The sequence below is a fragment of the Mycobacterium sp. PO1 genome (assembly GCF_017312405.1).
In the GTDB taxonomy this organism is placed as follows: domain Bacteria; phylum Actinomycetota; class Actinomycetes; order Mycobacteriales; family Mycobacteriaceae; genus Mycobacterium.
The window spans coordinates 87,857-112,818 of record NZ_BLTG01000017.1 but is presented as its reverse complement, the minus strand read 5'-3'; the positions used below and the strand labels follow the sequence as shown (position 1 = coordinate 112,818).

Below are 24,962 nucleotides of genomic sequence, written 5' to 3'. Positions count from 1 at the left end.
CACGCCCGCGGCGGCCAGCAGTGCCGTGCGAGTAGTTGCCGGACCACGGCGACGTGGCGGTACGTAGAAGCTGGCCGACGGCGCGGCGACGGTGCCAGGAGGAGGCTGCACTGTGGTCAGCGGGCGCGTACCCGGCGGTGCCGGCGGGGCACCGGCAGTCAGTGCCGCGGCATCCCCGGCGGCGGCGGCGCGCATCTGTTCGGCAGTGGCGAACCTCTGCCGAGGATCGCGCGCCATCGCCCGGTCGATGACGCCGGTCAGTGCGGGGCCGAGCTGCGGTCGCAGGCGCGCCAGCGGCGGTGGCGGGGTGTCGATGATGGCGCGGGCCAGGGCCGCCGGGTTGTCGTGCGGGAACGCCCGCCGCCCCAGCACCGCCTCGTAGGCCAGCACCGCCACGGCGTACAGGTCGTCGGCAACCGAAGCCGGGGCGCCCGCCACCCGCTCCGGGCTCATGTAGGCCATCGTCCCGATGATCTGGCCATTCATGGTCTGCGCGGAGCCCGGCGTCTTGGCGATGCCGAAGTCGGCCACCTTGACCGTCTGGCCGTCGGGGGACAGCAGGATGTTGCCGGGCTTGATGTCACGGTGCAACACGCCGGCACGGTGAGCCACCGTCAGCGCCCCGAGCACCTCGTCGAGCAGCGCATGGACCCGCGCCGGCGGCATCGGTCCGCGGGCGATGACGTCGGCCAAGGTCGTGCCGGGCAGCCGCTCCATCACGATGAACGGCATCCCGTCGTGCTCGCCGCGGTCGTGCACCGCCACGATGTTCGGGTGGGTGAGCCCGGCGGCTGCGCGGGCCTCGTCGTCGAAGCGGCGCCGCAGATCGGGCTGCTCGGTGAGCGTGGGGTGCAGCAGCTTGATGGCGACCGCCCGGTCGAGTCGGGTGTCCCAACCGTCGCGGACCTCAGCCATCCCGCCGCGGCCGAGAACTCCTCGTAGCTCGTAGCGGTCGGCGAGCAACTCGCGACCGTCCATACCGGAAAAAGTAGCCGATCGCCTGGGCGGGCAAACGCACCGCACACCACCGATCCGCGACGCAGGTCACGTTCGCTCGCCGGCGACCTGCGGATTACCTTGCCGGACGAAGTGATCCCGCCGTAGCCTCGGATCGTGTCCGGCCTGACCGTTGTCCGAGCGGAGGACCTGGCCGGCCTGGGCGTTTTCGCCGGCGTGCCAGTCGAGGCGCTCATACCGCTCGCCGCCGAGCTGCGCCCGCTGTCCGCCTCGGCAGGACAGGTGCTGATGCAGCAGGGTGAGCTGGCGGTGTCCTTCCTGTTGATCGGATCGGGCCGGGCCGAGGTGAGCCACACCGGCGCCGACGGGCACGACACCGTCGTCGAGGTCGCTCCCGGCCTGATCGTCGGCGAGATCGCCCTGCTCCGGGACGCGCCCCGGACCGCCACCGTCATCGCGACCGAACCGCTGCACGGGTGGGTCGGCGGTCGCGAGGCATTCGCGACGATGCTCGGAATCCCGGGTCTGATGGACCGGCTGGTGCGCACGGCCCGCCAGCGCCTCGCGGCGTTCGTCACTCCCATCCCCGTGCAGGTCGGCGACGGCACCGAGCTGTATTTGCGCCCCGTCCTGCCCGGCGACAACGAGCGCACCATCAACGGACCGATCGAATTCTCCGGAGAGACGCTCTACCGGCGCTTCCAGTCGGTGCGCACGCCGTCGAAGCGGCTGATGGCTTATCTGTTCGAGGTCGACTACCTCGAACACTTCGTGTTCGTGTTGACCGACGGCCCCGACGGTCCGGTGGTGGCCGACGCCCGGTTCGTCCGTAGCGGTGACGACCCGACCGAGGCGGAGATCGCGTTCATCGTCGGTGACGACTACCAGGGCCGCGGGATCGGCACGTTCCTGATGGGCGCGATCTCGGTGGCCGCGGAATACGACGGCGTGCAACGGTTCACCGCGCGAGTGCTCGCCGACAACCAGCCGATGCGCGCCATCCTCGACAAGTTCGGCGCCCGATGGCACCGCGATGACCTCGGCGTGGTGACCACCGTCATCGACGTACCGCGGACTGCCGATCTGGACTTCAGCCCCGAGCTGGTCAGCCAGCTGAGGGGCGTGGCCCGCCAGGTGATCCGGGCGGTCGGATGAGCCGCCCGCCGCTGAGCAAGGACACCCGGTTGTGCATTTCGCTGGCCCGGCGGCCGAGCAACATCGGTACCCGTTTCCACAACCATCTCTACGAGGTGCTCGGGCTGGACTTCCTCTACAAGGCGTTCACCACAACCGACATCGCCGCCGCGATCGGCGGGGTGCGCGCCCTGGGCATTCGCGGATGCTCGGTGTCGATGCCGTTCAAGGAAGACGTTCTCGGTCTCGTCGACACCGTGGAGCCGTCTGCTGCCAGGTTGCGGTCGGTCAACACCATCGTCAACGACGACGGCAGGCTCACTGCGTCGAACACCGATTACCTTGCGGTGCAACAAGTCATCGATGACCGTCGACTCGATCCCGGACAGACGGTGGTGATCCGCGGTAGCGGCGGGATGGCCAGCGCGGTCGGAGCGGCGTTCGCCGACAGGGGTTTCGGTTCCGGCACCGTCGTCGCCCGCAACAGACATGCCGGTCCGGCGCTGGCCGACCGGCTCGGCTACGAGTTCGCCGCCGACAGTTCCGGGCCCTGTCGACGCGGCGCCGAGATCCTGATCAACGTCACGCCGATCGGCATGTCCGGGGGCAGTGAAGAACACGACACGGCGTTCGCCGACGACGTCATCGCCGGCGCGCACACGGTGTTCGACGTCGTCGCGCTGCCCTCGGAGACGCCGCTGATCGCGGCCGGGCGCGCCGCCGGTGTCCCGGTGATCACCGGCGCCGAGGTCATCGCCCTGCAGGCGGCCGAACAGTTCGAGCGCTACACCGGCGTCCGGCCGACGGCCGAGCAGATCGCCGAGGCGTCACGCATCTCGCGCGCCTGAGGGATCAGGGAACGATGGTGGCCTGTTCGTCGATCAGCGACGTCGCCTCGATCAGCGCTCCCTGCTGCGCCTCCGGGCCGTCCGCCTTGACGTTGAGCACGTAGACGCCGTCCTCGGCCGGGATCACCACCGTCTTCTGCGCGATCATCCGGGTGGTGCCGTCCTTGGTGTAGAACCCGCCGATCAACGTCGCGTCGAAGCCGGCCAGGTCGCTCGGCTGCCCGGTGTTCATCCCCTGGAACTCCGGCATGTTCTGGACGTCGGCGGGGGCGTATTCCATGATCTTGGCCTGGTCGACCTCGCCGGTCAGCTTCGACATCGTCGCGATCAGGGTCGGCGGGTCGGCGGCAGCCGCCGGGTCTGCGGTGAACACCATGGCGCGGTAGGCCCCGGGTGGGCTCTGGTCGCCCATGTCCTCCCAGCCCTGCGCGATGGGCAGAGTCACCGCCGGTGCGTCCGGGTCGTCGGGCAGGACGGGAGTCTGCACGATGTCGTTCTGGGCGACGTACTCGTCGATCGTCATCGTCGGGCCGGATTCGGGGCCCGCGGCCTGGGCCGACGTGGTCGGCGCTGCGCTGGTGGTTTCGGTGCTCGGCTCGGTGGTGGCCGAGCCTTCGGTCGCGGTGTCCGACGCGCAGGCGGACAACCCGACTGCGAGGGCGACGGCAGCGGCGGCGACGACGCCGGCGCGCATGGAGGTGCTCATGTCAGCGCAGCATAGCCGCAGCACCGACGCCGGTGTTGCAGCCAGCCACACAGAGTTCGCCGTGATATCAACGGCCTGTGAGGCTGCCCCCGCCGGCTGCGCTGGTTGCACTCGGGATGGTGTGCGCCGGGTGTGCCGGAACGCCGGAGCCCACGCCCTCGGCGGACACGACGGCGCGGGACCTCACCGTCGAACCTGCCCGGATCGACCGCGCCCGCCACGCGCTCCCGCCGGGCTACGAGGTCGCCTCCTACACCGGCGCGCCGACACCGCTGGCGGTGTGGGGGTTGGCCGGCCCGGTCGAGGCGCAACCCGCGCAGTGCGTCGAGCTGGCTGCCCCGCCCGTGCGTCCCGACTCGGCGCAGGGCTGGTCGGCTTCGGGGCCCGGCGGCATCATCTACGCGGTCGTCGCCGCTGCCGCGCCCGGTCCGCTCGCCGCTGCCGCGCCCGGTCCGCTCGTCACCGATGCGCCCGGCCCGCCCGTGACCGACGCGCCCGGCCCGCCCGTCGAGGCGGCGGCCTGCCGGTCCTGGACGGCGACGGCCGGACACACCAGCGCAACGGTGCGCGAGCTGCCGGCCCCGGCCCTGGAGGCGGCCCACACCGTCGGGATGGCCACCGCGGCGACCACCGTCGTCGAAGGCGGAACCGAGACCCGCGCCGAGGCCGACACCTTCGTCGCCCACCTCGGACAGTTCGTCTGCTTCGTCGCGCTGGTCACCGATCCCGGCTCGGCGTACCCGCGCCTGGATGCGGCGTTCGCGGCCGACCTGCTGGTGGAAACCGTGTCGGCGCTGCGCAGTTGAGCAGCTCCGCGCGGGTACATTTGGCGGCGATGTCGAACCCGAAGCTGACCGTGCCGGCCCTGAGCGCGTGCGCGGTGCTGCTGGCCTCGTGCGCGGCAAGCCAACCCGATCTGGCTGACGCCGACATCGCCAACATCGCGGGCATCGAGAACTCGTTCGGTCCGCCGTTCACGGCCAGCACCGTCGGCCCGGCGGCCATCGACCCGCGGCTGCTGGGCCCGCAGACGCTGCCCGAGGGGCTGACGTTCGACCCGGCCGACTGCGGCAAGCTCGCCAACGAGCGGACCCTGCCGCCCGACGTCCAGGGCAACATGGCCGCGACCACCGCCGAAGGGGACGGAGTCCGCTACATCGTGATGGCCGTGGAGACCTCGGAGCCGGTGCCGGTCAACCGCCCGAGCGACCAGTGCCAGAAGGTCACCTTCACCGGACCGGGCATCCGCGGACTGGTCGAGGTCATCGAGGCCCCGCAGATCGAGGACACCGAAACGGTCGGAACCCACCGCGTGCTGCAGACCACCACCCAAGCCGGACCGCGCACCGGTGAGCTGTACAACTACGTGGCGAACTTCGGGCCCTTCATCGTCATCGTCACCGCCAATCCGCTGGTCGTGCCGGACCAGCCGGTCGCCAGGGTCGACACCGGGCGGGCCCGCGACCTGGTCACGCGCGCGGTGGAGCTGGTCAAGGGCTAACGCACGTTGTGCGGCCGGAACTGGATGCTGATGCGGGGTCCGGTGGGCCGGGCCGTCTTGGGAATGCAGTGCTCCCAGGTGCGTTGACAGGATCCACCCATCACCAGCAGGTCGCCGTGGCCGTGCCGCAACCGCAGCGCCGGCCCGCCGCCGCGCGGACGCAACGCGAAAACCCGTGTCGCGCCGAGGCCGACGATGGCCACCATGGTGTCCTCGGTACTGCTGCGTCCGATCGTGTCGCCGTGCCAGGCCACGCTGTCCTCACCGTCGCGGTACAGGCACAGCCCCGCAGTGACGAACGGCTCGCCGAGCTCACCGGCGTAGGCGTCGTTGAGGCGGCGCCGCAGCTGCTTGAGCCGAGGATGCGGGGGCGGATCCGCCGCATCATTGCGAAAATCCACGAAGCTGACCAGCCGCGGCACATCGAGCACCCGGTCGTACATCTGCCGGCGCTCGGCGCGCCAGGGCACGGTGTCGCGCAGCTCGTCGAACAGGGCTCCATCGACAGCGTCGCTCGCGCCGTCCTGGGCGAGCCAACCCGACCGGACCTCCAACCAGGCGCCGTGGCCGAGCTCGCGACGCTCGGAGTGGTCGAACAGTGAGCTTTGCAGGGCCTGCTGCATGCCCGGCAGTCTATCGCACAGGCGTTCGATATCTCAGAGGCGGACGGCGCCTGGGCCCTCCTCGGCGAGTGCGTCGCCCGGGTTGGCCAGCGCGCAGACCTTCAGGCTCAGGCAACCACATCCGATGCATCCAGCCAGGTTGTCGCGCAACCGCTGGAGATGGACGATGCGCTCGTCGAGGTCGGCCCGCCACGCCGCCGACAACCGCGCCCAATCCTTGCTGGTGGGGGTCCGGTCTGCGGGCAGCGCGGCCATCGCTTCCCGGATGCGGGCCAGCGGGATGCCCAAGCGCTGCGACATCCGGATGAACGCCACCCGGCGCAGCATGTCGCGGCTGTAGCGGCGTTGGTTGCCGCTGGTGCGCCTGCTGGTGATCAGGCCCTCCCGCTCGTAGAAGTGCAGCGCCGACACCGCGACCCCGCTGCGCAGCGCCATCTCGCCCGGTGTGAGTTCCTGGGCCCGGTCCATGACCTAAACCATAGTTGAGGTGGGGGTTTGGGGTTACTGTGCTAGCTGTGACAGGCGCTGCGCTGGGGTGTGATTCGGAGGTCGGCACGCTGCGGGTGGTGATCCTGCACCGGCCGGGTCCGGAGTTGCAGCGGCTGACCCCCCGCAACAACGACACACTGTTGTTCGACGGTCTGCCGTGGGTGGCCAAGGCGCAGGAGGAACACGACGCGTTCGCCGGGCTGCTGCGTTCCCGCGGGGTCGAGGTGCTGCTGCTCGGTGAGCTGCTGACCGAGGCGCTGGCCCACAGCGGTGCGGCCCGTATGCACGGCATCTCCGCGGCGGTGAATTCGCGGCGTCTCGGTGTGCCGCTGGCCCAGGAACTGTCGGCGTATCTGCGGACCCTCGACGCTCCGTCGCTGGCCCACGTGCTGACGGGCGGGATGACGTTCGACGAGTTGCCCTTCGGGGAGGGGGAGCTGTCTCTGGTGCGCCGGATGCACCACGGCGGCGACTTCGTCGTCGACCCGTTGCCGAACCTGTTGTTCGCCAGGGACTCGTCGGTCTGGATCGGGCCGCGGGTGGCGATCACGTCGCTCGCGCTGCCCGCCCGGGCCCGGGAGACGTCGCTGACGGACCTGATCTACGCCCACCATCCGCGTTTCCTGGGCACCAGGCGGGCCTACGAATCGCGCTCGGCCCCGGTGGAGGGCGGCGACGTACTGCTGCTCGGGCCCGGCGTCCTCGCGGTCGGGGTGGGGGAGCGCACGACACCGGCGGGGGCAGAAGCGCTGGCCCGCAGCCTGTTCGACGACGGCCTCGCCCACACCGTGTTGGCGGTGCCGATTGCGCAGGAACGCGCGCAGATGCATCTGGACACGGTGTGCACCATGGTCGACACCGACGCGGTGGTGATGTACCCGAACATCGTGGACACGTTGACCGCGTTCACCATCCGGCGCACCGGCTCGGGGGTGAAGATCGACAACGCGGCGCCGTTCGTCGACGCCGCGGCCGACGCGATGGGCATCGGCAAGCTGCGCGTCATCGACACCGGCCTGGACCCGGTGACCGCCGAGCGCGAGCAGTGGGACGACGGCAACAACACGCTGGCGCTCGCGCCCGGGGTGGTGGTGGCCTACGAGCGCAACACCGAAACCAATGCCCGGCTGGCCGATTCGGGCATCGAGGTCCTGCCGATCGCCGCCTCCGAGCTCGGCACCGGCCGCGGTGGGCCACGCTGCATGTCGTGCCCGGCCGCCCGCGACCCGCTCTAGACATGGGGGAGTGCGCGAACGTGCATTCCCGGTAGCGTCGGCGCCTCCGCGGCTACCGTGAGAGCACTGTGGTGACGTCCGGCGGAAACCTATCGCCAGGATGGCAGCCAGATCTGCATGTTCCACGTGTGCTGCGAGATCGGCAGCCCCGTCAGGATCGGATACAGCCACGCGAAGTTCGTGATCACCAGCGCCACATAGCAACACGCCACCAGCAGGCCCAGCGTTCGTCGCTCGGCGTTCTGGCCCGGCTTGTAGAGGATGTCGCCGAGGATCAGCGCGATGATCATCACCAGGAACGGCGCCATCGTCGCGGCGTAGAAGAAGTACATCTGCCGGTCGATGTCGGCGAACCAGGGCAGGAAGCCGGCGCTGTAGCCCACCAGCAGCACGGCATAGCGCCAGTCCCGTTTCACGAACGCCCGCCACAGCGCCCACCCCAGCACCGGCACCGCCAGGAACCACATTGCCGGGGTGCCGACCAGCATGACGGCCTTCACGCAGGACTGCGCCCCACAGCCGGACACGTTCTCGGAGTCGATCGCATACAGCACCGGCCGCAGCGACATCGGCCACGTCCACGGCTTGGACTCCCAGGGGTGGTGATTGCCGTCGGCGTTGGTCAGACCGGAATGGAACCGGTACGCGCCGTAGGTGTAGTGCCACAGCGAGCGCAGCGCGTCGGGGATCGGCAGCACGCTGTCCGGCCCGATCGAGCGGCCCACCTCGTAGCGGTCGATCGCGGTCTCGGAGGCGAACCACGGCGCGTAGGAGGCCAGGTACACCCCGAACGGGATCAGCACCAGGGCGTAGAGCGCCGGTCCGACATCGCGGCGGAACGTCCCCAGCCACGGCCGCGGCACCCGGTACTGCTTGCGCGCGGCGACGTCGAAGGCCACCGTCATCAGGCCGAAGAACATCACGAAATACAGGCCGGACCACTTGGTGGCGCACGCCAGACCCAGCAGCACGCCCGCGCCGAAACGCCACCACCGCACGCCCAGCCGTGGCCCCCACACGGTTTCGTCGATCCGCCCGTCGAGCAGCGCCTTGTGCATGCGGTCGCGGATCTGGTCGCGGTCGACGATCAGGCAGCCGAACGCCGCGACCACGAACACCGTCAGGAAACCGTCCAGCAGCGCGGTGCGGGCGGTGACGAAGCTGACGCCGTCGGCGATCAGAAGCAGCCCCGCCACGCCCCCGATGAGCGTGGACCGGCTGATGCGCCGCGCGATGCGCACGACCAGCAACACCAGCACGACACCACACACCGCGCCGGAGAACCGCCACCCCAGCCCGTTGTAGCCGAAGATGGCCTCCCCGATCGCGATGAGCTGCTTGCCGACCGGCGGGTGCACCACCAGGCCGTAGCCGGGGTTGTCCTCGACGCCGTGGTTACCCAGCATCTGCCAGGCCTGCGGGGCGTAGTGCTTCTCGTCGAAGATCGGGGTGCCCGCATCCGTGGGCGAGCCGAGGTTGAGGAATCGGGTGATCGCGGCCAGCGCGGTGATCACCGCGGTCATGGCCCAGCCCTGCATCCGGTCCAGCGGTCCGAAGTCGGCCACCGGAGTCACCGGCCCCGGGCTGATCACCGGAGCCGCGGGCGGGCTGGCCACGCGTTCTGCGGCCGGGGCGGCGGTCACGACAGCGATCGTAGGCTGTCGGACATGACTGCCGGTCGACTGCTCATCGGCGCCACGCCGCTCGGACAGCCGTCGGACGCCTCGACGCGGCTGGTCCGCGCGTTGGGCAGCGCCGACGTGATCGCCGCCGAGGACACCCGCCGTGTGCGGGTGCTGGCCCAGGCGCTGGAGGTCCGGCTCGCCGGCCGGGTGGTCAGCGTCTTCGATCAGAACGAGGCGTCGCGGGTGCCCGCGCTGCTCGACGACATCCGCGCCGGGTCGACGGTGCTGCTGGTCAGCGACGCCGGCATGCCGATGATCAGCGACCCGGGATACCGGCTGGTGACGGCCTGTGTCGAGGCGCAGCTGCCGGTGCAGTGCCTGCCGGGACCGTCGGCGGTGACGACGGCGCTGGCGGTCGCCGGACTGCCGGCCGACCGGTTCTGTTTCGAGGGGTTCGCCCCGCGCAAGCGGTCCGCCCGCAAGACCTGGCTGGCCGGGTTGGCCGCCGAGCAGCGCACCTGCGTGTTCTTCGAGTCACCCCGGCGGCTGGGCGACTGCCTGCGCGACGCCGTGGACGTTCTCGGGCCGGACCGCCGCGCCGCGGTGTGCCGCGAGCTGACCAAGACGCACGAGGAGGTGGTCCGCGGCACGCTCGCCGAACTCGCCGACTGGGCGGCCGACGGGGTGCTGGGGGAGATCAGCGTGGTGCTGGCCGGAGTGGTCCCGTCAGCGGACCCCGAGTCGTTGGTCGAGGAGGTCAACCGGCTCGTCGGTGCCGGCATGCGCGTCAAGGACGCCTGCGCGCAGGTCGTCGAGGCCACCGCGGGTGCCCCGTCCAAGCGTGAGCTCTACGACGCCGTCCTGCGCTCGCGCGGCTGACCCTCGCCGAGGATCGGGGCCGCCTTGTGCAGGCACTCCTCCCACTCCCGACCGGGGTCCGAGTCGGCGGTGATCCCGCCCCCGACGCCCAGCACCGCGGCGCCGTCGGCGGTGATCTCGACGGTGCGGATGGCGACGTTGAGTTCACAGCCGGCCACCGGTGAGGCCAGGCCGACCGTGCCGCAGTACACGCCACGGCGGCCGGGCTCCCAGGCGCGCAGCAGCTCGCGGGCCCGGTCTTTCGGCGTGCCGGTGACCGACGCCGGCGGGAACGTCGCCGCCAGCACATCGGACATCGACACGTCGACGGGCACCTGCGCGGCGACGGTCGACACCAGGTGCCACACCCCCGGCGCCGGGCGTACGGCGAGCAGTTCGGGCACGGTCACCGAGCCGGTCCGCGCGACGCGGCCCAGATCGTTGCGCACCAGGTCGACGATCATGATGTTCTCGGCGACGTCCTTGACCGAGGCCCGCAGCTGGGCCGGGTCGGCGTCGGCGGGCAGGGTGCCCTTGATCGGACTCGACCGCGTGGTTTCGCCACAGCGGCTGAGGAACAGCTCCGGGGACAACGACGCCACCGCACCCCAGTCACCGGCCAGGTAGGCGGCGCGGGCGGGCGAGGTGCGTGTCACCGCGTCGACGAAGAAATCAGCGGCGTCGCCGTGCAGCGTGCCGGTGAACTGGGTGCACACGCACGCCTGATAGACCTCGCCGGCCGCGATGGCCTCCAGGCACTCCCGTACCCCGTGCTGGTGCGCGGCGCGGTCGGCGCCGGCCCAGGTGATGGAGGCGTCGCGGCGCGCGGCCGGCGCATGCAACGCGTCGCGCACCCATCCCGGACACCCTGTCCCGGTGAGGCTTTCGTGCCACCACACGCCGTCGGCGTCGCAGCGCAGCACCGTGTCCGACCAACCGCCGGCGGCCTCCGGGATGCGCGGGCCGCGGCCGTCGGCGCCGCCGTCGGGGTAGGACAGGTAGCCGAACCAGCCGCCGCCGACCGGTCCGTCACCGCGACCGCCCGGCGGTGCGGCGAAGACGTCGCCCGGTGTCACCGCCGACGCGCTCAGGCTCGGCGCGATCACCGCCCGGGAGCCGAACCACTCGCCGATCAGCGCGGCCGGTGGCGGCAGGCCGAGCCGGCCGGTCGCGGTGGCCAGCGCACGCAGCACCGACGGGCCGTCGCCCGGGTTGCCGAGCCGCTCGATACGCACCGGTCAAGCCTGACAGACGTCAAGCGCGACAGACACCGCCGGCGTCGGGGTCATCGGCCGATCTGACGGGGCACCATCACCGAGGCAAGCTTCTCCGGGTTGCGCATCGCGTAGAAGTTCGTGATCCGGCCGTCCTCGACGTCGAACGTCACCACCCCTTCGAGGTGCTCGCCGAGGTACAGCACCATCGCCGGGGCGCTGTTGTAGACCGCCGGCTCGACGCGTCCATCCGTGCCGGCCATCCGGGCGAAGCCCATCACCAGCCGCGCCACCCGGTCGGCGCCCAGCACCGGCCTGCGGGCCGCGCTGACCTTGCCGTCGCTGTCGGCAGTCCACGCCACGTCGGGGGCCAGCATGGCCATCAGCCCGTCCAGGTCGCCGGTGGCCGCCGCGGTGAAGAACCGCGCCGTGATCTCGGCGGAGACCTGCGGGTCGACGGGCTCGAACCGCTTGCGCCGGGACTGGACGTGCTCGCGGGCGCGGTGGGCCATCTGCCGCACCGCGGCCACCGACCGCCCCACGGCAGTGGCGATCTCGTCATGGCCGAAGCCGAACACCTCGCGCAGCACGAACACCGCGCGTTCGTCCGGGCTGAGCGTCTCGAGCACCACCAGCATCGCCATCGACACCGACTCGGCCAGCACCACGTCCGCCGACGGGTCCGGCTCGGTCAGCAGCGGCTCGGGCAGCCACGGGCCGATGTACTGCTCGCGGCGCCGGGACTGGGCGCGCAGCGCATTGAGGGCCTGTCGGGTGACCAGCTGAGCCAGGTAGGCCCTGCTGTCGCGCACCGTGGTCAGGTCGACCTCGGCCCAGCGCAGGTAGCTCTCCTGCAGCACGTCGTCGGATTCGGTGGCGCTGCCGAGGATCTCGTAGGCGATCGTGAACAGCAGAGGCCGCAGAGGGGTGAACCGCTCGGCGTGCTCGTCGGTCACGGTGCCGCCGCGACGTCAGCGGGTTCGGTGGTGCGTGCGGGCCCTTTGAGCGTCTTGTACGACCCCGGTTTCGCGGCTTCGCCGGCCAGCCACTTCACCGTGTAGCGGCACACCTGCTCCTTGACGAACGCGCCGGTGCGTCCGCCGAGGTAGACATTGACGGGGGTGTCGTCGGGGCGTTGCAGCTGCACGGTGCCGGCCCGCCGGCCCAAGCTGATGCACTGTCCGGTCATCGGCACGGTGGCGTCGGCGGGCACGTCGCCGGCGATGCGGGCCAGCACCGTCGCGGCCGCCTGCGCTCCCAGCGGCAGGCCGGCCTGGCAGCTCATCCGGTAGGGCTGTCCCGACGGCGCCGACGCGTCGCCGGCGGCGACGATGCGCTCGTCGTCGACGCTGGTCAGCGTTTCGTCGGTGACGAGACGGCCGATGCCGTCGGTGGTCAGTCCGCTGGCGGCGGCCAGGGCCGGAACTGCGAACCCGGCGGTCCACACCGTCGCCTCGCTGGCCAGGGTGCGGCCGTCGTCGAGCACGACGTGGCCGGGACCGACCGCGGCGACGGAGCTCTGCTCGATCAGCGTGACACCGAGCTTGCGCAGCCGCTTGGTCACCGAGCGGCGGGCGGGCTTGCTCAGCGACGGACCGATGATCCTGCTGACCAGCGTCACGGCACGGCCCGCCTCGGCGAACTCGGCGGCGGCCTCGATACCGGTCAGACCGGCCCCGACGACGACGACCGACGCCTGCAGGGGGAGGTCGGCCAGCCGGGTGCGTAGCCGCCGGGCCTGCTCCCACTCGCTGATCGGGTAGGCGAACTCGGCGGCGCCCGGCACCCCGGCTGGAGTCGCGGAGGTGCTGCCGACGGCGTAGACCAGGTAGTCGTAGTCCAGCGCTGATCCGGAGGCCAGCCGCACCCGCCGGGCCGCCGCGTCGATGTGCTCGGCGCTGTCGACGACGACGTGCACGCCCGGGTTGAGCACGGTCGTGAAGGTCTGGGTCGCCGGGTCGCCGTCGACGACCATCTGGTGCAGGCGGATGCGTTCGACGAAGTGTGGTCGCGGGTTGACCAGCGTGACGGCCACGTCGTCGCGGGTTTCGAGTCGGTTGGCGGCCATCACTCCGGCGTATCCGCCGCCGAGCACGACGACGTGGATCTGGTTTGTGGGCATGCCTACTCCTCGGGTCGGCCGGCTCCCTGTCGAGCCGGGCTGACCTTGAGACACCGGTGACGACCGAAGTGTGACATGGTGTGACCCAGCACACACAGGTAGCGGGTGTGACCCAGCGCACATATATAGAGGAAAGAACTCAGTCCGCCTGGTAGCGGGGAAACACCCCCGTGGGCGCGGGCAGCGCGGTGCCCGGCGCCAACCGCGTCGCGATCGCGGAGAACATCCGTTGGTCCTCGGGTTGCCCCAACAGGCTCAGCAGCGTGGCCATCGAGGCCGGCATGACCGGCTGACTGAGCAGCGCGGCGATGCGCACCACCTCCAGCGTCGTGTAGAGCACGGTGGCGAACCGGCCGGGGTCGGTCTTGCGCAGCACCCAGGGTTCCTGCGCGGAGAAGTACCGGTTGGCGGCGCCCAGCACCGACCAGATGGCCTCGAGCGCCAGGTGCATCGCGGTCGCGTCGTAGTGGCCGCGCACCTTGTCCAGCAGCTCATCCGCGAGGGCCAGCAGCTCGCGGTCGGCGGCGCTGAAGTCCCCGGGTTGCGGGACGGTCGCATCGAGGTTCTTGGCGACCATCGACAACGAGCGCTGCGCGAGGTTGCCGAACTCGTTGGCCAGATCGGCGTTGATGCGGGCGACGATTCCTTCCGCGCTGTAGCTGCCGTCCTGGCCGAACGGGATCTCACGCAGCAGGAAGAAACGCACCGGGTCGACGCCGAACTCGTCGACGAGGGCCAGCGGATCGATCACGTTGCCCACCGACTTGCTCATCTTCTCGCCCTTGACGTTGATGAACCCGTGGGCGAAGACCCGCTTGGGCAGCTCGATGCCGGCCGACATCAGGAACGCCGGCCAGTACACCGTGTGGAACCGGATGATGTCCTTGCCGATCATGTGCAGGTCAGCCGGCCAGTAGCGGGTGAACATCTCCGATTCGGTGTCAGGAAAACCCACCCCGGTCAGGTAGTTCGTCAACGCGTCGACCCACACGTACATGACGTGGTCGGGGTGATCGGGGACGGGCACTCCCCAGTCGAAGGTCGTCCGCGAGATCGACAGATCGCGCAGGCCACCCGAGACGAAGCTGACGACCTCGTTGCGCCGCACGTCGGGTGCGATGAAGTCCGGGTGGGTGCGGTAGTGCTCGAGCAGCTTGTCGCCGTAGGCCGACAGCCGGAAGAAGTAGGTCTGCTCCTCGGTCCACGTCACCGGCGTGCCGGTCTCGATCGCGACGCGCACGCCGTCGCGTTCCTCGATCTCGTCCTCGGCGAAGAACCGCTCGTCGCGCACCGAGTACCAGCCCGCGTAGGTGCCCAGGTAGATGTCGCCGGCGTCGTTCATCCGCCGCCAGATCTCTTCGGAGGCGCGGAAATGGTCGTCGTCGCTGGTGCGGATGAACCGGTCGAAGGAGACGTCGAGGCGCTCCTGCATGCGCTGGAACATCTCGGAGTTGGTGCGGGCCAGCTCGGCGGTCGGCACCCCGAGCTTGGCGGCGGTCTCGGACATCTTCTGGCCGTGGACGTCGGTGCCGGTCAGGAACCGCACGTCGAAGCCGTCGAGTCGCTTGAACCGGGCGATGGCGTCGGTGGCGACCTTCTCGTAGGCGTGGCCGATGTGCGGCGCACCGTTGGGGTAGTCGATCGCCGTGGTGACGTAGTAGGGCTGGCTCATGTCAGGGTCAACCCTAAAGTAGGCGGATGTGAGCTCCCAGAAAGAGCGGCGTGAGCCGCCTCCCATCCCGGAGCCCGTCGGTCGGCTGATCGACGCGCACACCCACCTCGACGCGTGCGGCGCCGTCGACGCCGCCGACGTGCGGGTGATCCTCGACCGGGCCGGTCAGGCCGGGGTGGCGGCCGTCGTGACGATCGCCGACGACCTGGACGCCGCCCGGTGGGCCGCGCAGGCGGCCGACTGGGATCCCCGGGTCTACGCCGCGGTGGCGCTGCACCCGACCCGCGCGGACGCGCTGACCGACGCCGCGAAGGCCGAGCTCGAGCAGCTGGCGGGCCGGGAAAGGGTGGTCGCGGTCGGCGAGACGGGACTGGACCTGTACTGGCCGGGCCGGCTGCAGGGGTGCGCCGAACCGGCGCAGCAGCGCGAGGCGTTCGCCTGGCACATCGACCTGGCCAAGCGGACGGGCAAGCCGCTGATGATCCACAACCGCGACGCCGACGCCGAGGTGCTCGACGTGCTGCGCGCCGAGGGCGCTCCCGAGACCGTGATCTTCCACTGTTTTTCGTCGGGTCCCGAGATGGCGCGCACCTGCGTCGACGCCGGCTGGATCCTCAGCCTGTCGGGCACCGTGAGCTTCCGAAATGCCCGTGAGCTGCGCGAAGCCGCCCCGCTGATCCCGGCCGGGCAGATGCTCGTGGAGACCGATGCGCCGTTTCTGACCCCGCACCCGTATCGAGGCGCGCCGAACGAGTCCTACTGTCTGCCCTACACTGTGCGAGCGTTGGCCGAACTCGTCGGCCGGCCTGCGGAGGAACTCGCCGAGGAGAGCTCCGCGACGGCGAATCGGGTGTACGGCTGGGAAAGTTGCCGCTCGTAGGCCTTTTCGTTACCGTTCTGTGATCGAACATGAGTCGGATTACCGACGGCTCATGGTGCTTAAGTCGGGGTCTTACGACGTGAATGCAGTGAACAAACTCCATCAATCGCGCTCGCCCATGCTGCGGGTGCTGGTCGCCGCGACGCTGTTGGCGCTGGTCTTTGCCGGTGGCACCGCCGTCGCCGCGCACAAGACCGTGACCCTGAGCGTCGACGGCGCCTCGATGACGGTGCCGACGATGAAGTCCCGGGTGATCGACGTCGTCAAGGAGAACGGGTTCGACGTCGGCGAGCGCGACGACCTCTACCCGGCAGCGGACAGCCCCGTGCATCAGTCCGACACCATCGTCCTGCGCCGCAGCCGGCCGTTGGAGATCTCCACCGACGGCGGCGGCACCGAGCAGGTGTGGACCACCGCCGCCACCGTCGACGAGGCGCTGGCGCAGCTGCGGATGACCGACAAGGCGCCGCTGGCCGCCTCGCGCGGCTCCCGCGTCCCGCTGGGTGGGATGGCGTTGCCCGTGGTCAGCCCCAAAACGGTGCGGCTCGACGACGGCGGCGCGGTGCGCACCGTGCATCTGGCCGCCCCCAACGTCGCGGCTCTGCTCGAGGCGGCGGGTGCCCCGCTGCAGCAAAGCGACATCGTCGTCCCTGCACCGTCGGCGCGCGTCGTCGACGGTATGGAGATCACCGTCACCCGGATGCGCATCGAGAAGGTCACCGAGCGTCTGCCGCTCACGCCGAACAACCAGCGCATCGAGGACGTGACGCTGAACATGAGCCGTCAGATCGTCGAAGACCCCGGGATGCCGGGCGTCCAGGACGTCACCTTCGCGGTCTCCACGGTCAACGGCGTCGAGACCGGCAGGTTGCCAGTAGCCAATGTCGTCGTGAATCCTGCGCGCGACGGTGTGCTCCGCGTCGGCGCGAAACCGGGCACCGAAGTGCCGGCGGTGTCCAATGGAGCGACGTGGGATGCCCTTGCTCGTTGCGAAGCCGGAGGTAATTGGGCGATCAACACGGGCAACGGATATTTCGGTGGCGTTCAATTTGATCAAAACACCTGGGAGCGCAACGGTGGTCTGAGGTATGCTCAGCGAGCGGATCTGGCAACGAGAGAAGAGCAGATCGCGATAGCTGAAGTAACTCGGGCGCGCCAAGGTTGGGGAGCGTGGCCGACCTGTAGCGGGAGGATCGGTGCGCGATGACAATTCGGCTCCTCGGGCGAACCGAGATTCGACACCTGGCTAAGTCGATTGACTTCCGGCCACGCAAGTCGTTCGGTCAGAACTTCGTCCACGACGCCAACACGGTGCGGCGCATCGTGTCCGCGTCCGGCGTCAACAGGTCTGATCATGTGCTCGAGGTGGGTCCCGGCCTGGGATCGCTGACCCTGGCGCTGCTGGACCGCGGAGCACGGGTGACCGCAGTCGAGATCGACCCGGTGCTGGCACGTCAGCTGCCCACCACGATCGCCGACCACTCGCACAGCGAGGCGAACCGCTTCAAGGTCATCAACCAGGACATCTTGACCTTTGAGCAATCCGAGATGCCAGACCCGCCGACTGCAGTTGTGGCAAATTTGCCCTACAACGTCGCCGTCCCCGCGCTGCTGCATCTGCTCGCCGAGTTCCCCAGCATCCGCACCGTCATGGTCATGGTGCAGGCCGAGGTCGCCGAGCGGCTTGCTGCCGAGCCGGGCGGCAAAGACTACGGCGTGCCGAGCGCCAAGATGCGGTTCTTCGGGAACGTGCGACGCTACGGCAGCGTCTCACCGACCGTCTTCTGGCCGATCCCGCGGGTGTACTCCGGCCTGGTGCGCATCGACCGCTACGAGACGTCCAAGTGGCCGACCGATCCCGAGTTCCGGCAGCAGGTCTTCGACCTCATCGACATCGCGTTCGCGCAGCGGCGCAAGACGTCGCGCAACGCGTTCGCCGAGTGGGCGGGCTCCGGCAACGAGTCGGCCAGCCGGCTGCTCGCCGCCAGCATCGACCCGTCGCGCCGTGGGGAGACGCTCGCCATCGACGACTTCGTGCGGCTGCTGCAGCGCTCCTCGGACTGGCACGTCGTGCCCAAGCCCGAGCCCGTCCGGGAACTCGTCGAGGACGAAGAGACCCAAGTCCACTGAACCGGACCGGAGTTCACGCGTAGCAGTGCGCGCGTTACTGTCGATCGGTGTCCGCGCATGACGGCAATACGGCACCGGAGTGGGTTCCCACCGGTTCGGTGACCGTCCGGGTCCCCGGCAAGGTCAACCTCTATCTCGATGTGGGTGATTGCCGCCCGGACGGCTATCACGAACTCACGACGGTCTTCCACGCGGTGTCGTTGCTCGACGAGGTCACGGTGACCACCGCCGACCTGTTGTCGCTGGAGCTGACCGGCGAGGGCGCCGACTCGCTGCCCACCGACGAGCGCAACCTGGCGTGGCGGGCGGCGGAGTTGATGGCCGAGCACGTCGGCCGCGCACCGGACGTGTCGATCTCGATCGAGAAGACCATTCCCGTCGCCGGCGGGATGGCGGGCGGCAGTGCCGACGCGGCGGCCGTGCTGGTCGCGATGAACGAGCTGTGGGAGCTCGGCGTGCCCCGCCGGGACCTGCACGCCCTGGCCGCCCAGCTGGGCAGTGACGTCCCGTTCGCGCTGCACGGCGGAACCGCGCTGGGCACCGGCCGCGGTGAGGAACTCGCCACCGTGCTGACCCGCCACACGTTCCACTGGGTGCTCGCGTTCTCGCCGGGAGGCCTGTCGACACCGGCCGTTTTCGCCGAGATCGACCGGCTGCGCGCCGAGGGTGGCCGCACGCTGCCGCCCCGGTTGGAGAGCCCGGAGCCGCTGCTGGCCGCGCTGTCCTCGGGTGACCCCGCCGAGCTCGCGCCGCTGCTGGGCAACGACCTGCAGCCGGCCGCGCTGAGCCTCGATGCCTCGCTGCGCCGCACACTGCGCGCCGGGCTCGAGGCGGGCGCGCTGGCCGGCGTGGTGTCCGGATCGGGCCCCACGTGTGCGTTCCTGTGCGCGTCGGCCGGAGCGGCGCTCGACGTCGGCACCGAGCTCGCCGGCGCCGGGGTGTGCCGCACGGTCCGGGTGGCCAGCGGGCCGGTGCACGGTGCCCGCGTCGTGCCGACGCCGTCGCCGGCGAGCTGAGGCGCAGCCGGGTGTGACTCATGCCTCAAAAGCCGCGATCGTTTGGCAGTTACTTAAGAGTTGCTTAAGATGATCGGCGGTGAGAGCTAGCGGTCGAGAAGTGGACGCAACGAGCTTGCCCACCGGGAGAACTCTCGGTGGGTGCTTGGGTGAATCTGATCGCGGCTTCGGGACATCACCGATTCGAGACACAACCGCTCCCCAAATGTGTGCGCGCCTCCGTGAAAACGCCTCCCAACAGGCGGAACATGGACAAAGCGCGTTTTCGACGGGGCAGATGTCGGCGAGGAGGTCGTCGTGAGCAGATTCACCGAGAAGATGTACCGCAATGCCCGCACCAGCAACCGCGGAATGGTGACCGGCGAGCCGTACGAACCGGTTCGGCACACCTGGGGTGAGGTGCACGAGCGAGCGCGGCGCATCGCCGGCGGTCTCGCCGCGGCCGGCGTCGGACTCGGCGACGCGGTCGGCGTGCTCGCGGGTTTCCCGGTCGAGATCGCCCCGACCGCGCAGGGGCTGTGGATGCGTGGCGCCAGCCTGACCATGCTGCACCAGCCGACCCCCCGCACCGACCTGGCGGTGTGGGCCGAGGACACGATGACCGTCATCGGGATGATCGAGGCCAAGGCCGTCATCGTCTCCGAACCGTTCCTGGTGGCGGTGCCGGTGCTCGAGGAGAAGGGCATCACCGTCCTCAAGGTGGACGACCTGCTGGCGGCCGATCCGGTCGACCCCCTCGAGGTGGGCGAGGACGAGCTGGCGCTGATGCAGCTGACGTCGGGCTCCACCGGGTCTCCGAAGGCCGTCCAGATCACCCACCGCAACATCTACTCCAACGCCGAGGCCATGTTCATCGGCGCGCAGTACGACGTCGAGACCGACGTCATGGTCAGCTGGCTGCCCTGTTTCCACGACATGGGCATGGTCGGCTTCCTGACCATCCCGATGTACTTCGGCGCCGAGTTGGTCAAGGTCACGCCGATGGACTTCATGCGGGACACCCTGCTGTGGGCCAAGCTGATCGACAAGTACAAGGGCACGATGACCGCGGCGCCGAACTTCGCCTACGCGCTGTTCGCCAAGCGGTTGCGCCGCCAGGCCAAGCCCGGCGAGTTCGACCTGTCGACGCTGCGCTTCGCACTGTCGGGCGCCGAGCCGGTCGAGCCCGCCGACGTCGAGGATCTGCTGGACGCCGGTAAGCCGTTCGGGCTGGACCCGGGTGCGATCCTGCCCGCCTACGGCATGGCCGAGACCACGCTGGCGGTGTCGTTCTCGCCGTGCGGCCGGGGTCTGACCGTGGACGAGGTCGATGCCGACCTGCTGGCCGCGCTGCGCCGCGCGGTCCCGGCGACCAAGGGGCACACCAAGCGCCTTGCCGAACTCGGTCCGCTGTTGACCGACCTCGAAGCCCGCGTCATCGACGACCACGGTGAGGTCATGCCGGCCCGCGGGGTCGGGGTGATCGAGCTGCGCGGCGAGTGCGTGACGCCCGGCTACATGACCATGGGCGGGTTCATCCCCGCGCAGGACGAGCACGGCTGGTACGACACCGGCGACCTCGGTTACATGACCGAAGAGGGCAACGTGGTGGTCTGCGGTCGCGTCAAGGACGTCATCATCATGGCCGGCCGCAACATCTATCCGACCGACATCGAGCGCGCCGCCGGCCGGGTGGACGGGGTGCGTCCGGGGTGTGCGGTGGCGGTGCGTCTGGACGCCGGCCATTCCCGCGAGACCTTCGCCGTCGCGGTCGAGTCCAATGCCTGGCAGGACCCGGTCGAGGTCCGCCGGATCGAGCATCAGGTGGCCCACGAGGTCGTCGCCGAGGTGGACGTGCGCCCCCGCAACGTCGTGGTGCTCGGGCCGGGCAGCATCCCCAAGACGTCGTCGGGCAAGCTGCGCCGCTCCACCTCGGTCTCCCTGGTCACCTAGGCTTTGCGAACGCGCGAGTCTGTGCAGCCGCGCGCCGCTGTTCCCGGCAGGTCGTGCGCGCTCGTCGCCGGGTGAGCGCGCAAACCGGGTAACCGCGCCGACGGGTTTGGGTAGGGTTCGGCCATGGCCGACCTGCTCGAGCTACTGTCTGCGAACTGCATCGCGCTGGACGTGGCCGCGGAAACCTGGCAGGAATCGATCGTCGCGGCCGGTGAACTACTGGAACACGCCGGCATCGCCGACGCCCCTTACACGCAGTCGATGATCGACAACGTCGAAACCAACGGCCCCTACATCGTGGTGGCCCCGGGCTTTGCCTTTGCACACGCCCGACCGTCTCCGGCCGTCCACCACACCGGTATGTCCTGGGTGCGACTGGCCCAGCCAGTTTCCTTCGGCCACAAGACCAACGACCCGGTGTCCCTGGTCGTCGCGCTGGCCGCCACCGACTCCGGAGCCCACAACACCGCGATGGCCGAGTTGGCCAAGCTGCTCGGTGACACCGACCGGCGTGCTGCACTGGAGTCCGCGGCGACCCCCGACGAGTTGCTCGCGGCGCTGGGATCCACGGCGCCGGCGTCGGCACCCGCATCCAGCGGTGCGTCGCAGCCCAAGAACCTGATCCTGACAGTCTGCGGAAACGGCTTGGGCACCAGCCTTTTCCTGAAGAACACACTCGAGCAGGTGCTGTCCACCTGGGGGTGGGCGCCGTTCATCAAAGTCGAGGCCACCGACACCATCTCGGCCAAGGGTAGAGCCAAAGAAGCCGACCTGATCCTGACGTCCGGCGAGATCGCCCGAACCCTCGGCGATGTGGGAGTGCCCGTCAAGGTGATCGAGAACTTCACCTCCACGCGCGAGATCGATTCCACGCTGCGCGACTCCTACGACGTCTGACCTCACCAAGGAGTTCATCGTGAATTGGCTGGTAAGCATCGCCGAGTTCGTCGTCAACGAAATCCTTTCTGTACCAGCCTATCTCATCGGCATCATCACAGCTGTCGGGTTGATCGCGCTGCGTAAGTCCACCGGCCAGGTGATCGGCGGAGCGCTGAAGGCCACGTTGGGCTTTCTGCTCATCAGCGCGGGTGCCACCCTGGTCGTGTCGTCGCTGCAACCCCTGGGCGTGATGATCCAGGGGGCCGCAGGAACCAAGGGGGTCGTGCCCACCAACGAGGCCATCGTCGGGATCGCCCAGGACCAGTTCGGCGGCCAGGTCGCCTGGTTGATGATCCTCGGCTTCGCCATCAGCCTGTTGCTGGCGCGGTTCACCCCGCTGCACTACGTGTTCCTGACCGGACACCACACGTTGTTCATGGCCACGCTGCTGACCATCGTGCTCGCGACCTCGGGACTGCCCGCGGTCACCGTCGTCGTGGTCGGTGGTGTGCTGCTGGGCGTCGTCATGGTGGCCCTGCCGGCCATCTCACAGCCGTGGACGAAACGCATCACCGGCGACGACAGCATCGCCATCGGGCACTTCGGCACGCTCGGCTACATCGCGTCGGGTATCACCGGTCGGTTCGTCGGCGGTGCGAAGAGCCGGTCCACCGAAGACCTCAAACTGCCGGAATCCCTGCGCTTTCTGCGGGACTCCATGGTGGCGACGGCGTTGTCGATGGTGCTGATGTATGTGATCGTCTCGCTGGTCTATCTGGCCCGGGCCGGGCAGGACACGGCGTTCCAGGCGTTCGCCGACGACACCGGTGCCGGCGCGGCCAGCGGCGTCGGCAACTACCTGATGATGGGTGTGACGCAAGGGCTGAGCTTCGGTGTCGCGGTCGCGGTGATCCTGTTCGGCGTCCGGACCATCCTCGGTGAACTGGTCCCGGCGTTCCAGGGCATCGCCGAGCGGATGGTGCCGGGCGCGGTACCCGCCCTCGACGCCCCGATCGTCTTTCCTTTCGCCCAGAACGCCGTCCTGATCGGCTTCATCTCCAGCTTCGTGGCCGGGTTGGCCGGGTTGGCCGTGCTGTCGTTGTGGCTCGGCCCGGCGTTCGGTTGGGTGCTGGTGCTGCCCGGGTTGGTTCCCCACTTCTTCACCGGTGGCGCAGCGGGCGTCTACGGCAACGCCACTGGAGGGCGACGGGGCGCGATCGCCGGCGGGTTCGTCAACGGACTGCTGATCACCTTCCTGCCGGCGCTGCTGGTGCGGGTGCTCGGGTCGTTCGGTGAAGAGAACACCACCTTCGGCGACGCCGACTTCGGCTGGTACGGGATCCTGCTGGGCAACGCCGCCAAACTGGGGACGGTCTGGGGCGTGGTGGTGATGCTGTTGATCGGCGCGACCCTGCTGGGGCTGGCCATCGCCGTGCAACGCAAACTCGTCGACACCGGCTGGGATCCGTCGCCGGGGCGCCCCGCGCCCGGCGGCTCCGGCTCCGCCGAGTCGGCCTCGGCCGGCGACACCGCGGTGAGTGGTGCGCGCAGTTACCCGAAGATCCCGGCTCCGCACGGCGCGCCCGCGCCGCCGCCACCGCCGAAGTGACGGAAGCCTCGAACGGCAGGTAGCGCTCGCGCGCGGGTGACGCTCACCGCTGCCGGTCCAGGGATACCGGCGGGAGGTATTCACCGACCAGCTCGCGGTGCCACCACGCCCCGTCGCGGCGCAGTTCCTGCCAGGTGGTGAAGCGGTACTCGTACAGGCGCGCCCGCACGTAGCGCGGCGGCGCGGCGGGAAACGGGTTGTGCCGCAGCAACCGCAGCGTCGCCGCGTCGTTGCGCAGCAACCGGGTGACCAGCGGGCGGAACCAGTCCGCCGCGAAGCTCGGCGACAGTGCGGCGAACCACATCATCCAGTCCAGGCGCAGGTGGTACGGCGCCCATTGGCGGGGCATCCGGCGCGGGTCGCCGGGCTTGCCCTTGAAGCCGTACTCGCGCCAGTGTGGCTCCTCGCCGAGCGCGTCGGAGGTGCCTTCCAGGACGACCTCGTAGCGGACCCGGCCGATGCTGCCGAACGCACCGTAGGTGTTGACCAGGTGCAGTGAGTTGAACGACGCGTTCATCCGTTGGCCGCGTCCGATCATGTTGCGCACCGGCCAGTAGCTCAGCACCAGTGTCAGCGCAGCAGCGGCGACGACGAGCGCCGCGAACCACAGTGGCGATCCGGCCTGCGGCGGCGGGTCGCCCAGCGGCAGCACCGACGCGAAGGCCGTGTGGTCGAGCGCGGCGAAGGCCAGGATGATCGTCAGCCAGTTCAGCCAGGCGAAGTTCCCCGACGCCACCAGCCACAACTGGGTGACGATGACGACGACGCCGGCGACGGAACCGGCCGGCTGCGGCGCGAACAACGCGAACGGCACCACCAGCTGGGAGAAGTGGTTGCCGGCGACCTCCACCCGGTGCAGCGGTCTGGGCAGGTGGTGGAAGAACCAGCTCAGCGGGCCGGGCATGGGCTGAGTCTCGTGGTGGTAGTCCAGGCAGGACAGGTCGCGCCAGCATTCGTCGCCGCGCAGTTTGATCAGCCCGGCCCCGAACTCGACGCGGAACACCAGCCACAGCACCAGCCACAACGCGGGAAGCGGCGGTGCGATGTCGTCATTGCCGAGGAACGCCGCCACGAATCCGGCTTCCAGCAGCAGCGATTCCCAGCCGAAGCCGTACCAGCGCTGCCCTACGTTGACGATCGACTGGTAGAGCACCCACAGCACCAGCCAGGTCACCAGCGCGGCCCACAGCGGCACGACGTTGATCAGTCCTGCGACGACGCCCGCCGAGACTGCGGCGCCGAACCAGCACACCGCGGCGAAGAACCGGTCGGAGTAGTGCAGCTGGAACACGCTCGGCGCCGCGCGGAACGGGACGCGCTCCACGAACCGGGGGACCGGGAGCATGCCCTGTTCTCCGGTGAGCGCGCGGAACTGCCGGCCCGCCGCGACGAACGCGATCAGATAGATCGCGGCCACGCCGCGTTGCACGAGCTCGCGGGCCAGCCAGTAGTCCGGCGCGCTGAACCACTGCGCGTCCACGCTGGGCGGGTACCCGGGCGACGAGGGTTCGAACGGGATGGAGAAGAAAACG

The 24,962-nt window shown here is 69.9% G+C and carries 23 protein-coding genes; 13 read left to right on the top strand and 10 right to left on the bottom strand.

What is annotated here, in order from left to right:
* Positions 1 to 978: serine/threonine-protein kinase (locus J3476_RS07785; RefSeq protein ID WP_207065911.1), on the bottom strand; the 978-nt coding region annotated here is incomplete at its 3' end.
* Between the two features lie 135 nt (positions 979 to 1,113).
* Between J3476_RS07785 and J3476_RS07780 the strand changes: the two genes are divergently transcribed.
* Positions 1,114 to 2,112, top strand: coding sequence for a GNAT family N-acetyltransferase (locus J3476_RS07780; protein ID WP_207065910.1), 999 nt, complete (start codon positions 1,114 to 1,116; stop codon positions 2,110 to 2,112).
* Entirely contained in the window at positions 2,109 to 2,939 is an 831-nt protein-coding gene (locus tag J3476_RS07775; protein WP_207065909.1) for a shikimate 5-dehydrogenase, read from the top strand. Before J3476_RS07780 ends, J3476_RS07775 begins: the two co-directional genes overlap by 4 nt.
* A 4-nt stretch (positions 2,940 to 2,943) precedes the next feature.
* Here the strand turns inward: J3476_RS07775 and J3476_RS07770 are convergent, their stop codons facing one another.
* Complete coding sequence (locus J3476_RS07770) at positions 2,944 to 3,645, bottom strand: LpqN/LpqT family lipoprotein (protein WP_152518489.1); 702 nt, start codon at positions 3,643 to 3,645, stop codon at positions 2,944 to 2,946.
* A gap of 77 nt (positions 3,646 to 3,722) precedes the next feature.
* On the opposite strand from J3476_RS07770, the gene J3476_RS07765 reads away from it, so the two are divergent.
* Positions 3,723 to 4,451, top strand: a complete 729-nt coding sequence (locus J3476_RS07765) for a DUF5642 family protein (protein WP_286182725.1) — start codon at positions 3,723 to 3,725, stop codon at positions 4,449 to 4,451.
* Positions 4,452 to 4,480: 29 nt separating this feature from the next.
* Positions 4,481 to 5,146 carry a DUF5642 family protein gene (locus tag J3476_RS07760; RefSeq protein WP_207065908.1) on the top strand — a complete coding sequence of 222 codons (666 nt, stop codon included), beginning with the start codon at positions 4,481 to 4,483 and terminating at the stop codon, positions 5,144 to 5,146.
* Here J3476_RS07760 and J3476_RS07755 read toward each other — a convergent pair.
* Positions 5,143 to 5,769, bottom strand: coding sequence for an alpha-ketoglutarate-dependent dioxygenase AlkB (locus tag J3476_RS07755; protein WP_207065907.1), 627 nt, complete (start codon positions 5,767 to 5,769; stop codon positions 5,143 to 5,145). The genes J3476_RS07760 and J3476_RS07755 overlap by 4 nt on opposite strands.
* A 33-nt stretch (positions 5,770 to 5,802) precedes the next feature.
* A complete protein-coding gene (gene soxR / locus J3476_RS07750; protein WP_207065906.1) occupies positions 5,803 to 6,237 on the bottom strand; it encodes a redox-sensitive transcriptional activator SoxR in 435 nt (144 codons plus the stop codon).
* A gap of 47 nt (positions 6,238 to 6,284) precedes the next feature.
* On the opposite strand from soxR, the gene arcA reads away from it, so the two are divergent.
* Positions 6,285 to 7,493 carry an arginine deiminase gene (gene arcA, locus J3476_RS07745; RefSeq protein WP_152518485.1) on the top strand — a complete coding sequence of 403 codons (1,209 nt, stop codon included), beginning with the start codon at positions 6,285 to 6,287 and terminating at the stop codon, positions 7,491 to 7,493.
* Between the two features lie 89 nt (positions 7,494 to 7,582).
* Here arcA and J3476_RS07740 read toward each other — a convergent pair whose 3' ends face one another.
* Positions 7,583 to 9,031, bottom strand: a complete 1,449-nt coding sequence (locus J3476_RS07740; RefSeq protein ID WP_286182729.1) for a dolichyl-phosphate-mannose--protein mannosyltransferase — start codon at positions 9,029 to 9,031, stop codon at positions 7,583 to 7,585.
* 129 nt (positions 9,032 to 9,160) lie between these two features.
* On the opposite strand from J3476_RS07740, the gene rsmI reads away from it, so the two are divergent.
* Positions 9,161 to 9,997 (top strand): 16S rRNA (cytidine(1402)-2'-O)-methyltransferase, encoded by an 837-nt coding sequence (rsmI, locus tag J3476_RS07735; protein ID WP_207065905.1) that lies wholly within the window; start codon positions 9,161 to 9,163, stop codon positions 9,995 to 9,997.
* Here the strand turns inward: rsmI and J3476_RS07730 are convergent.
* From J3476_RS07730 to metG, 4 genes are all read right to left on the bottom strand, one after another.
* Entirely contained in the window at positions 9,967 to 11,211 is a 1,245-nt protein-coding gene (locus J3476_RS07730) for an aminodeoxychorismate synthase component I (RefSeq protein ID WP_207065904.1), read from the bottom strand. The two genes, rsmI and J3476_RS07730, sit on opposite strands and share 31 nt — an antisense overlap.
* 50 nt (positions 11,212 to 11,261) lie before the next feature.
* Positions 11,262 to 12,146: an RNA polymerase sigma-70 factor gene (locus J3476_RS07725; RefSeq protein WP_207065903.1), complete on the bottom strand. Its 885-nt coding sequence runs from the start codon at positions 12,144 to 12,146 to the stop codon at positions 11,262 to 11,264.
* Positions 12,143 to 13,312, bottom strand: coding sequence for an NAD(P)/FAD-dependent oxidoreductase (locus J3476_RS07720; RefSeq protein WP_207065902.1), 1,170 nt, complete (start codon positions 13,310 to 13,312; stop codon positions 12,143 to 12,145). Before J3476_RS07720 ends, J3476_RS07725 begins: the two co-directional genes overlap by 4 nt.
* A 139-nt stretch (positions 13,313 to 13,451) precedes the next feature.
* The gene (gene metG, locus J3476_RS07715; RefSeq protein ID WP_286182724.1) at positions 13,452 to 14,984 is read right to left on the bottom strand and encodes a methionine--tRNA ligase; all 1,533 of its coding nucleotides are present in this window, start codon (positions 14,982 to 14,984) and stop codon (positions 13,452 to 13,454) included.
* A gap of 28 nt (positions 14,985 to 15,012) precedes the next feature.
* Here metG and J3476_RS07710 point away from each other — a divergent pair, with 28 nt between their 5' ends.
* The 7 genes from J3476_RS07710 to J3476_RS07680 all read left to right on the top strand — a co-directional run bounded on the left by J3476_RS07710 (position 15,013) and on the right by J3476_RS07680 (position 23,430).
* Complete coding sequence (locus J3476_RS07710) at positions 15,013 to 15,864, top strand: TatD family hydrolase (protein ID WP_207065900.1); 852 nt, start codon at positions 15,013 to 15,015, stop codon at positions 15,862 to 15,864.
* Between the two features lie 79 nt (positions 15,865 to 15,943).
* Positions 15,944 to 17,071 carry a resuscitation-promoting factor gene (locus tag J3476_RS07705; RefSeq protein WP_207065899.1) on the top strand — a complete coding sequence of 376 codons (1,128 nt, stop codon included), beginning with the start codon at positions 15,944 to 15,946 and terminating at the stop codon, positions 17,069 to 17,071.
* On the top strand, positions 17,068 to 17,994 hold the full coding sequence (gene rsmA / locus J3476_RS07700) for a 16S rRNA (adenine(1518)-N(6)/adenine(1519)-N(6))-dimethyltransferase RsmA (RefSeq protein WP_207065898.1): 927 nt from the start codon (positions 17,068 to 17,070) through the stop codon (positions 17,992 to 17,994). Before J3476_RS07705 ends, rsmA begins: the two co-directional genes overlap by 4 nt.
* 47 nt (positions 17,995 to 18,041) lie before the next feature.
* Complete coding sequence (locus tag J3476_RS07695) at positions 18,042 to 19,010, top strand: 4-(cytidine 5'-diphospho)-2-C-methyl-D-erythritol kinase (protein ID WP_207065897.1); 969 nt, start codon at positions 18,042 to 18,044, stop codon at positions 19,008 to 19,010.
* Positions 19,011 to 19,307: 297 nt separating this feature from the next.
* Positions 19,308 to 20,942, top strand: coding sequence for a fatty acyl-AMP ligase (locus tag J3476_RS07690; RefSeq protein WP_207065896.1), 1,635 nt, complete (start codon positions 19,308 to 19,310; stop codon positions 20,940 to 20,942).
* Between the two features lie 123 nt (positions 20,943 to 21,065).
* The gene (locus tag J3476_RS07685; RefSeq protein ID WP_207065895.1) at positions 21,066 to 21,839 is read left to right on the top strand and encodes a PTS sugar transporter subunit IIA; all 774 of its coding nucleotides are present in this window, start codon (positions 21,066 to 21,068) and stop codon (positions 21,837 to 21,839) included.
* A 19-nt stretch (positions 21,840 to 21,858) separates the two neighbouring features.
* Entirely contained in the window at positions 21,859 to 23,430 is a 1,572-nt protein-coding gene (locus J3476_RS07680) for a PTS ascorbate transporter subunit IIC (RefSeq protein WP_207065894.1), read from the top strand.
* A gap of 43 nt (positions 23,431 to 23,473) precedes the next feature.
* On the opposite strand, the gene J3476_RS07675 is transcribed toward J3476_RS07680, so the two are convergent.
* A complete protein-coding gene (locus J3476_RS07675; RefSeq protein WP_286182721.1) occupies positions 23,474 to 24,910 on the bottom strand; it encodes a lipase maturation factor family protein in 1,437 nt (478 codons plus the stop codon).
* Between the last annotated feature and the right edge of the window lie 52 nt (positions 24,911 to 24,962).